General features: G+C 68.5%; 10 protein-coding genes and 2 pseudogenes. 6 read left to right on the top strand and 6 right to left on the bottom strand.

Annotation, left to right across the window (positions count from 1 at the left end):
• The first annotated feature begins 547 nt into the window (after positions 1–547).
• Entirely contained in the window at positions 548–1114 is a 567-nt protein-coding gene (locus tag AB0I76_RS16555) for an NUDIX hydrolase (RefSeq protein ID WP_357035596.1), read from the top strand.
• On the opposite strand, the gene AB0I76_RS16560 is transcribed toward AB0I76_RS16555, so the two are convergent.
• A complete protein-coding gene (locus AB0I76_RS16560) occupies positions 1115–2536 on the bottom strand; it encodes a helix-turn-helix transcriptional regulator (protein ID WP_357035624.1) in 1422 nt (473 codons plus the stop codon).
• Positions 2537–3104: 568 nt separating this feature from the next.
• Here AB0I76_RS16560 and AB0I76_RS16565 point away from each other — a divergent pair.
• Together AB0I76_RS16565 and AB0I76_RS16570 are read left to right on the top strand one after the other, a co-directional pair.
• A pseudogene (locus tag AB0I76_RS16565) lies at positions 3105–3401 on the top strand (hypothetical protein); the annotation flags it as partial.
• On the top strand, positions 3398–3706 hold the full coding sequence (locus AB0I76_RS16570) for a hypothetical protein (protein WP_357035599.1): 309 nt from the start codon (positions 3398–3400) through the stop codon (positions 3704–3706). The pseudogene AB0I76_RS16565 and the gene AB0I76_RS16570, both read left to right, overlap by 4 nt.
• A 46-nt stretch (positions 3707–3752) precedes the next feature.
• Here the strand turns inward: AB0I76_RS16570 and AB0I76_RS16575 are convergent, their stop codons facing one another.
• Genes AB0I76_RS16575 through AB0I76_RS16590 form a run of 4 tightly spaced genes read right to left on the bottom strand, consistent with a single transcriptional unit; the run spans position 3753 to position 6514 of the window.
• Positions 3753–4514, bottom strand: a complete 762-nt coding sequence (locus AB0I76_RS16575) for an ABC transporter permease (RefSeq protein ID WP_357035602.1) — start codon at positions 4512–4514, stop codon at positions 3753–3755.
• Positions 4511–5302, bottom strand: a complete 792-nt coding sequence (locus AB0I76_RS16580) for an ATP-binding cassette domain-containing protein (protein ID WP_357035606.1) — start codon at positions 5300–5302, stop codon at positions 4511–4513. Before AB0I76_RS16580 ends, AB0I76_RS16575 begins: the two co-directional genes overlap by 4 nt.
• Positions 5303–5315: 13 nt before the next feature.
• The gene (locus AB0I76_RS16585; RefSeq protein WP_357035609.1) at positions 5316–6149 is read right to left on the bottom strand and encodes a pentapeptide repeat-containing protein; all 834 of its coding nucleotides are present in this window, start codon (positions 6147–6149) and stop codon (positions 5316–5318) included.
• Between the two features lie 35 nt (positions 6150–6184).
• Positions 6185–6514 carry a PadR family transcriptional regulator gene (locus tag AB0I76_RS16590; RefSeq protein ID WP_357035612.1) on the bottom strand — a complete coding sequence of 110 codons (330 nt, stop codon included), beginning with the start codon at positions 6512–6514 and terminating at the stop codon, positions 6185–6187.
• A 214-nt stretch (positions 6515–6728) separates the two neighbouring features.
• Here AB0I76_RS16590 and AB0I76_RS16595 point away from each other — a divergent pair, with 214 nt between their 5' ends.
• The 3 genes from AB0I76_RS16595 to AB0I76_RS16605 all read left to right on the top strand — a co-directional run bounded on the left by AB0I76_RS16595 (position 6729) and on the right by AB0I76_RS16605 (position 8598).
• Complete coding sequence (locus tag AB0I76_RS16595) at positions 6729–7136, top strand: YciI family protein (protein ID WP_357035615.1); 408 nt, start codon at positions 6729–6731, stop codon at positions 7134–7136.
• Between the two features lie 4 nt (positions 7137–7140).
• Positions 7141–8286, top strand: a complete 1146-nt coding sequence (locus AB0I76_RS16600; RefSeq protein ID WP_357035618.1) for a DUF6596 domain-containing protein — start codon at positions 7141–7143, stop codon at positions 8284–8286.
• Between the two features lie 87 nt (positions 8287–8373).
• Complete coding sequence (locus AB0I76_RS16605) at positions 8374–8598, top strand: ricin-type beta-trefoil lectin domain protein (RefSeq protein WP_357035621.1); 225 nt, start codon at positions 8374–8376, stop codon at positions 8596–8598.
• 86 nt (positions 8599–8684) lie between these two features.
• On the opposite strand, the pseudogene AB0I76_RS16610 reads toward AB0I76_RS16605, so the two are convergent.
• Positions 8685–8825 (bottom strand): annotated as a pseudogene (locus AB0I76_RS16610) (2-oxoacid:ferredoxin oxidoreductase subunit beta); the annotation flags it as partial.

Genomic DNA, 8825 nt, shown 5'->3' on the forward strand with positions numbered 1-8825 from the left:
CGCGAGCAGAACCCCGCCAAGTTGGAAGGCGGCCCATCCGTCATCGCTGGTTGGTAGTTCGGGCCAGCCCAGTGCGCGGTAGAACGAGCGCAGGGTGCTGATGTCGCCCGCGCCGAGGGTGACGACGGACAGCCGGGAGGGGACGCTGCTCATGCTGCCGATCATGCCTTCTCGCTGCCGCCACGTGGCCGTTGACGTCAACGGCTGACATTAACCCCTACGACCAGGGGCGGACGTCGTCGTACGAACCGTCGGCCTGTTGTGGACGTCGTGCCCCTCAGCGAACGCTACGACTCAGGCCGAAAACGCCTTGTAAACGAGGCGTCGGGCAGCGTGAGGCAGCGAGAAGGCAGCAGGAGCTCAGATCGGGGTCGGTGTCGAATGTCGACCGACGGCAACGCGCACCTGCTTGCCGACACGAGCCGCTACCAGTCCCCAGCAGCCGACAACTTCGGTCCGCATCCACCCGGCCGGGTTCGTCATGCACCAGGCCGATTCGGTGGGTGCCGTACGGCGGTGACGGAGACGTTCGTCGGATACTGGCCGGATGGCGGAGGAACAGGGCATCGGTTCGACGCGGTGGACGATCCACGGTGAGCGGGTGGTGGACGGTAGCCGGCGGGCGCGGTTGAGCGTTGCCGATGTGGAGTTGCCCGATGGGGTTCGCTTCGAGCAGTACGTGATCCGCGCCCCCCGCTCGGCGATGGTCGCTGTGCTTGACGGCCAGGAGCGCCTGTTGCTGATGCGGCGGCACCGATTCGTGTTCGATCGGTGGGTGTGGGAGCTGCCCGGTGGCTACGTCGATGGTGGGGAGCAGCCAGCGGCATGTGCGGTCCGGGAGGCCGAGGAGGAGACCGGGTGGCGTCCGGGGGCGGTGGAGCCAATGCTGTCGTTCCAACCATGGGTGGCGACCGCGGACGCGGAGAACCTGCTGTTCCTTGCCAGGAGCGCCGAGCACGTCGGCGCACCGGTGGATCTCAACGAGGCGGAACGAGTGGCCTGGATTCCGTTGGAGGAAGCGCGGCAGCTCGTCTCCCAGGGTGAGATCGTGGGCGCCGGTACGGTGATCGCGGTATTGGAGTTGGTCGCACGTAAGGCCCGGGGCGAGTTGTAGTCAGCGGCGACGCCCAAGGGTCGCGTCGACGCGGGCGATGAAGTGCCGCACGGCTGGCCGGCTGCGGTGCGCCAGGAGGTCCGTTTGTAGGTCACGGACATAGCCGACGGCGCGGGCCGACCGTAGTTGTGTGGTCAGGGTGAGGGCTTGCGCACCGACGGCGCTGGCGCGGTCGGGTTCGCCGTGGCGGGCCTGGATGGTGGCCAGGAGGGCGAGATTGAAGGCTTTTCCTCGCACGTAGCGTTCGTCCATCCGCAGCGAGCGGGTGGCGAAACGTTCAGCGTGGCGGTGCCGGCCGAGTGCGGTGAAGCAGTGGCCGAATTTAGCTGACAGATACGCCTCGTCGAAGTATCCGAGCCACTGCGGGTCGCTGCTGCGGTCGGCGCGGTCGAGGGCCTGTTCCGCTTGGTGCAGTGCGGTGGCGCAGGCGTGTTCGTCGCGGGCGGCGGCGTGGGCGTGAGCTTCCATGACCAGCGCTTCGGCGGTCAGCACGGTGATTCCGGCCCGGTGTGCGGCCCGCCCGGCGGCCCGGGCGAGGTCGACGCCGGTGGTGGTATGGCCGAGGTAGGTGGCCTGGTGGCTCATCGCGGCGAGGATCTCGGCACCCAGGCCGGCGTCGTCGGCCGTTCGAGCGAGGTCGAGGGCGTGGGTGAGGTAGCGCTGGGCGAGGCCGTGTTCGGCCATGTCGTACGCCTGCCACCCGGCGAGCTGAGTCAGCTCGGCCACGGCGGTGAGCAGTTTGCGGCCAGTCGCCGGAGCGTAGCGGCCCTCGGTCACCAAGGGCGCCACCTCGTGGTGAAGGAAGCGGGTGACGTTGTTGCGGGCGTGCCCGCCACCGTATTGGTTGTCCAGTCGCCGATAGGTGGCCGTCATTTGGCGAATGGTGTCGATGTCGGGCTGACCGACTGCTCGGTGGCCCTCCTGCTCGACGGGTTGCGACATGGTGGCGGTGAACCAGCGCAGGGCGGGCAGGGTGTATGCGGTGGAGCTGAACACTGTCTGGCGAAGCATCTCTCGACGGTTCACGTCGCCTTCCCATAGCTGCGCCGCGGCTCGGACATCATCGCGCCATGACCGGTTGGCCGGCGCATCAATGTGCCGGCTGCGGGGGTTATCGGCCGTGTCCGGGAGATGTGCCCGCTGGCGAGGCGCTAGGCCGAGCGCCATCCGGGCTTCGTCAGGCATGCCGCAGCCGTTGGCGATCCGCTCCAGCACGTCGATTGACGTCACCCGTCGGCCGGCGATGATCCGGCTGACGTAGCCCTGCTCCAGGCCGACTGCCGCTCCGATGCGGGTTTGGCTCGCGCCGGTATGCCGGGCAAGCAGCCGGAACAGTGCACCGATATCGCGGGCGGCCAAGACCACATGTATGTCCTCGCGCGACCAGAGGTTGTCGGGTATCCGAAGATGATCGAGCAGCACAACGGCTCCCAGCGTTGTCAGGTGACTACCCATGGTGCTCAACCTGGAGCCTACGGCCGGCGTACTGGCAGATCGAGTCCGCTCATGTCACCGTGACATGACCAGTCGACATGGCCGCCGCATCCCAGTTAGCGGGACCGTCTCGGACATGAACTTCGATGCCGATGACCTGCGGGACGGGATGAGGCCGCGCGCCGTCTACCGCTCTGAAGCCCCGGCAGGGTTCGCCTTCGCGCCTTTCCCACCGGGGACAGGGTCGTGACGATGCGACGCCACCTTTACCTGTCAGTGCGGTGGCTGCTCCGGCGGCACGAGCCACCACCACCGCCGGGGAGAGGGCAGCGGCACCAGGACGCCGAGCACGCAGCGGCGCAACAGCGGTTACTCGATCTCGCAGCACAGCTTCGGCGATCCGAAAGCAACCACGCGCCGGCGCAGGACGTGCAGGCGGATCAGCGGTGAACCCAATGGCGGCCGGCGATCTCGGCCGGACGACTCCGAGCAGACGACACGTCCCGTACGAGGAGTACCTACTCGCGACCGCGCTCACCCTTGCCCGCCGACACCGGCCGGTCTGGTCCTGGCGGAAGTGGCGGCAGATCTGCCGCTGCGGAGCCGCACTGCCCTGCCACGCCCGGCACCGCATCCCCATCAACCGTGGCCACTGGCCAGGAGAGGAGGCGCGGTGAAACACGATCATGAGCAAGCGATCTTGGCCGTACACATCCGAGGGCTCGATGGCATGTGCGTCGGCTGCCGTGCATGGTGGTCGCGGCTGGCCCCGTACCCGTGCTGGCAGGTGGACTGGGCGACCAGCCGGCAGGCCCGGACGATCACCGCGCGCTTCCTAAAGGGTGTGCGGTGACCACCCACGGCCCGGTCATGCCGATCTGGAGCTGCGGAGGCTGCTGCCTGCCCTGGCCCTGCCCCACCCGGAAGCGGGAACTACGGGCGGAGTACGCCGATGCTCCGGTATCGCTGCACCTCTACCTCGGCTCCTACCTCGTCCAAGCCACCGAGGACATGCCCTGGACACCGGCGGGCGTGTTGCACCGCCGCTTCCTTGGCTGGACCAGCGAAGTACACCGGCCGACGCCAGCAGTACAGCAGCGAAGTACAGCAACCGTGCCAGCCGAACCGGACCGAGAAGCGCGCCAGCAGCCCGGATGACCTCGGAGCAAGCTTCATCGGGCCGGCTCGCCGGCAATCCTGGTGTTCAGGCGATTCTGCGCCGGTAGGCCACCATGGCGAACGCGTAGGCGACGACGAGGACGCCGACGCACCAGCCGAGCGCGACCCAGATGTCGCCGCCGACCGGCTGCTGCTCCAGCAACGCCCTGATCGTGTTGACGATCGAGGTGACCGGTTGGTTCTCCGCGAAGGCCCGCACCGGCCCGGGCATCGTGTCGGTGGGGACGAACGCCGAGCTCACGAAGGGCAGGAAGATGATCGGGTAGGAGAAGGCGGTGGCACCGTCCGTCGAGGACGCCCCCAGGCCCGCGATCACCGCCACCCACGTCAACGTGAGGGTGAACAGCGCCAGGATCCCGGCGACGGCGAGCCAGGCCAGCACTCCTGCCGATGAGCGGAAGCCCATGAGGAGCCCCACCAGGACGATGATCACCACGGAGATGGCGTTTGACACCAGCGAGGTCAGCACGTGTCCCCACAGCACGGACGATCGTGCGATCGGCATGGAGTGGAACCGTTCGAAGATGCCGCTCTGCAGGTCGCTGAACAGTCGGAAGGCGGTGTAGGAGACGCCGCTCGCGATGGCGATGAGCAGGATGCCGGGCAGCAGATAGGTGGTGTAGTTGTCGGTCCCGGACTGGATGGCGCCGCCGAACACGTAGACGAACAGCAGCATGAACGCGATCGGCATGATCGTGACCGTGATGATGGTGTCCATGCTGCGGGTGACGTGTCGCAGGGAACGCCCGAGCATCACTCCCGTGTCGCTGAGAACACGCGTGGTCATCGCTGCTCCTCCTCGTCGCTGCTGGGAGTCCTACCGCCTCCGACGGTCGCCAGGAAGATCTCCTCCAGGGTGGGTTGCCGTTCCACGTACTCCACCCTGGCGGGAGGGAGCAGCCTTCTCAGTTCCGCCAACGTGCCGGAGACGATGATCGTGCCGTCGTGCAGGATCGCGATCTGGTCGGCCAGCTTCTCGGCCTCCTCCAGGTACTGGGTGGTGAGGAAGACCGTCGTCCCAGCGGCCGCGAGATTCTGGATCTCCTGCCACACGTCGATGCGGGCCTCCGGATCGAGTCCGGTGGTCGGCTCGTCGAGGAAGATGATCGGCGGGTCTCCGACGAGGCTCATCGCGATGTCGAGGCGGCGGCGCATGCCGCCCGAGTAGCCCGACACCCTGCGGCCGGCGGCATCGGCGAGGCCGAATCGTTCGAGCAGGTCGTCCGCGACCCGGCGGGGGTCCTTCACCTGCCGCAGTCTGGCCAGCATGATCAGGTTCTCCCGGCCGGTGAGGATCTCGTCGACCGCGGCGAACTGCCCGGTCAGGCTGATCGATTCCCGGACCCGCGCCGGCTGGGACAGAACGTCGAATCCCCCGACGCTTGCCGTGCCACCATCCGGCTTGAGCAGGGTGGTGAGGATTCGTACGACCGTGGTCTTGCCGGCACCGTTGGAGCCGAGCAGCGCGAAGATGCTCCCGCTGGCCACCGCGAAGCCCACGCCTTTGAGGACATGCAGCTTCTGGTAGGACTTGTGCAATCCCTTGACCTGAATCGCGAGGGGTGACGTGTCCATGCCCGGTGTCTCCCTACTCGACGATCACGTTGGACGGCTCGACCTTGAAGCTCTTGAGGCCGGCGTAGGTCAGTTTGTCCATGCGCGCCCCGTCGAAGTTCACGGTGCGCAGGGCCTTGTAGTACTTCCTGCTCGATGCGCGGAAGGAACAGTCGCGCAGGATCGCACCCCGGAACGTGACGCCTTCGAGGGCCGCCTGGTCGAACTTGACGCTGGTGAAGCTGGCTCCGTCGAAGTTGAGGCCGCGCAGGTCCGAGTAGGAGAAGTCCACTCCGTTGAAGGTGCAGCGCTCGAGGCGGGTGCGCCTCAGGTCGGTCTTGCGGAAGGCGACATCGGTGAGCGCGGCGTCGGCGAACTGGACTCCGGCGAGCCCCGACATGCTGAAGTCGGTGCGGACCAGGCGCGCCCTCCGGAAGCTGGCGCGCGCCAGGTCGGCCGTCGTGAAGTTCGCATCGCTCACCCGGGCGCCGTCGAAGTTGGTGTCCGCCAGATCGCTGCTCTTGAACTTGGCGCCGGCGATCTCGGCGTTCGAGAAGTCGGAGCCGCGCAGCGCACTCGCCTCGAACCTGCCGTCCCGCACGGCGACGCCCGAGAAGTCACTCTCCTTCAGATCGCTCGCGTCGAATCGCGTCACCATCTGCCGCTCGAGAACCCTGGAGAGGTTCGACACCTCTCGTACCGTCTCCTCGATGTCGCCGATGCTGTCGATGGTCAGATCGAAGGCCGTAGCCTCGTCCTTGCCCTCGGCGCGCAGCTCACGGAACCGTTCCTGCAGGTCGGCGAGGAGGTCCGCCTTCAGCTCGGTGACGCTCCTCGCGCCCTCGTAGGGGGCGAAGACGCCGTCCACGTACGCGTTCAGTTTGTCGTTCATGTGGTGTCTCCTCAGAGCAAGGTGTCGAGCACGCGCTTGGCGTACTCCCAGTTGGTCTTGTTGCGTGCGTAGGTCGCTCTGCCCTTGTCCGTGATCCGGAAGTACTTGCGGCGTCCGCCCTGCGATTCGTCGCCCCAGTACCACGTGATGTCGCCATCCGCCTCCAGGCGTCGGACGCTGGAGTACATCGTGGCTTCCTTGAGCTCGTATTCGCCCTGCGAGCGCTCGGCGATCAACTTGACGATCTCGTAGCCGTAACGGTCCGATTCCGCCAGCAGCTTCAAGATCATTGTGTCGGTGTTCCCACGCAGCAGATCGGATGTGACCTTGCTCGTGCTCATATCAGCACCTCCGGGAACAGACGTTACGGTCAAGGTACTGTGACTGTCAAGGTAGTTGGCGAGGCAGAGTATGCCGATTCATGTGGTAGTAGCGGGAAGGCCGAGCCGGAGGCAGCAGGAGATGAGCGGACGGGATGTCGAGAACCCGTGGCCGGCTCCGTCCCTGGGGTGAGCGTGACCAGAATGGGTCGCATCAGCATCGAGGAGAAGCACCATGGCCAAGTACCTGTTGCTCAAGCACTACCGTGGCGGTCCGACTCCGGTCAACGACGTGCCCATGGACCAGTGGACGCCGGAGGAGATCTCGGCGCACATGCAGTACATGCACGACTTCGCGGCCCGGCTCGAGGGGACCGGCGAGTTCGTCGACGGTCAGGCGCTCGCGCCCGAGGGAACGTTCGTCCGGTACGACGGTGAGGGGCGCCCGCCGGTCACCGACGGCCCGTTCGCCGAGACCAAGGACCTCATCGCCGGCTGGATGGTCATCGACGTCGACAGCTACGAGCGCGCCCTCGAGCTGGCCGGGGAACTGTCGGCCGCCCCGGGGGCGGGCGGGAAGCCGCTGCACGAGTGGCTCGAGGTACGCCCCTTCCTGACCGCGCCGCCCACGATCACGGAGTGACCTGATGGACGAGGCCCTGCTCCGGAGCCTCACGCCGACCGTGCTGGGCGTCCTCGTCCGCCGCGGAGCCGACTTCGCGGCGGCCGAGGACGCCATGCAGGACGCCCTGGTCGACGCGGTCCGCGTCTGGCCGGCCGACCCGCCGCGGGACCCGAAGGGTTGGCTGGTCACCGCGGCCTGGCGCCGGTTCCTCGACGCGACCCGGTCCGACGCCGCCCGCCGCCGACGTGAGGATCTGGTCGACGAGGAGCCGCCGCCCGGGCCGGTGCCCGCGGTCGACGACACGCTCCAGCTCTACTTCCTGTGCGCCCACCCGTCGTTGACGCCGTCGTCCGCTGTCGCGCTCACGCTGCGCGCCGTCGGCGGGCTGACCACCCGCCAGATCGCCGAGGCGTACCTGGTGCCCGAGGCGACCATGGCGCAGCGCATCAGCCGGGCCAAGCGCACCGTCTCCCACGTACGGTTCGACCAGCCCGGCGACGTCGCCACCGTGCTGCGCGTGCTCTACCTGGTCTTCAACGAGGGCTACTCGGGCGATGTCGACCTCGCCGCCGAGGCCGTCCGGCTCACTCGGCAGCTCGCGGCCGCGATCGACCACCCCGAGGTGGCGGGGCTGCTCGCGCTCATGCTGCTGCACCACGCCCGCCGCGCCAGCCGGATCGCGCCCGACGGCAGCCTGGTGCCGCTCGCCGAGCAGGACCGCCGCCGATGGGACACCACGTCGATCGCCGAGGGCGTCGAGATCCTGCAGGCGGCCCTGGCCCGTGACCGGCTGGGCGAGTTCCAGGCCCAGGCCGCCATCGCGGCACTGCACGCCGACGCGCCCACCGCCGGGGAGACCGACTGGGTGCAGGTCGTCGAGTGGTACGACGAACTCGCGCGGCTGACCGACAGCCCGGTCGTCCGGCTCAACCGCGCGGTGGCCGTCGGGGAGGCCGACGGGCCACGCGCCGGGCTGGCGGCGCTCGCGGCGCTGGACGACTCACTCCCCCGCCACACGGCGGTGGCGGCGTACCTCCACGAGCGCGACGGCGACCTGGCGAAGGCTGCCCGCCTGTACGCCGAGGCGGCCCGCAAGGCCCCCAACCTCGCCGAGCGCGACCACCTGACGCGCCAGGCCGCCCGGCTCAACGCCCGCCGGGGTCGCTGACCGTTGGACCGTCACGGTCGCACTTCGCGCTCTGGGCGATCATGGCCGCGCCGCTGATGGCGGGCAACGACATCCCTACGGCGACAAGTGCCTCGACGCGTACGACCAGGGGTCAGGGCCGGCACGGCGGTCATCATCTGGCCGTGCAACGGGCAGCGCAACCAGCGGTGGACCTGGCGGGCCGACGGCACGGTCGTCGGCGAGCAGTCCGGGCTCTGCCTCGACGTCGCCGGGGCGGCGACGAGCAACACCGCCCGGGTGCTGCTCTGGACCTGCCACGGCGCCGCCAACCAGCGGTGGTCGCGCGGCTGACTCACGCGGGGGCGTCCCGCTCGCCGTGGTCGCCGCGAGCGGGACGCCCACCCACGGCGCTCGCGCGCGGCGCTGGACGGACACGTTCAGACGATTGTCCAGGTGTCGCCGCTGTTGAGGAGGCCGGCGAGTTGCTGTTCGGGGGTTTCGGTGACCGTGGCCCGGGCGGTGGCCAGCTGCTCCTGCACGACGCTGTCGTAGGAGGGGCGGTCGACGGAGCGGAACAC

The organism is Micromonospora sp. NPDC049799 (assembly GCF_040656655.1).
Lineage (GTDB): Bacteria > Actinomycetota > Actinomycetes > Mycobacteriales > Micromonosporaceae > Micromonospora.

Bases quoted from the DNA above. Each gene is read 5' to 3' on its own strand.
- AB0I76_RS16555 (WP_357035596.1), top strand. From the start codon at position 548: ATGGCGGAGGAACAGGGCATCGGTTCGACGCGGTGGACGATCCACGGT.
- AB0I76_RS16575 (WP_357035602.1), bottom strand. From the start codon at position 4,514: ATGACCACGCGTGTTCTCAGCGACACGGGAGTGATGCTCGGGCGTTCC.
- AB0I76_RS16580 (WP_357035606.1), bottom strand. From the start codon at position 5,302: ATGGACACGTCACCCCTCGCGATTCAGGTCAAGGGATTGCACAAGTCC.
- AB0I76_RS16590 (WP_357035612.1), bottom strand. From the start codon at position 6,514: ATGAGCACGAGCAAGGTCACATCCGATCTGCTGCGTGGGAACACCGAC.
- AB0I76_RS16595 (WP_357035615.1), top strand. From the start codon at position 6,729: ATGGCCAAGTACCTGTTGCTCAAGCACTACCGTGGCGGTCCGACTCCG.
- AB0I76_RS16600 (WP_357035618.1), top strand. From the start codon at position 7,141: ATGGACGAGGCCCTGCTCCGGAGCCTCACGCCGACCGTGCTGGGCGTC.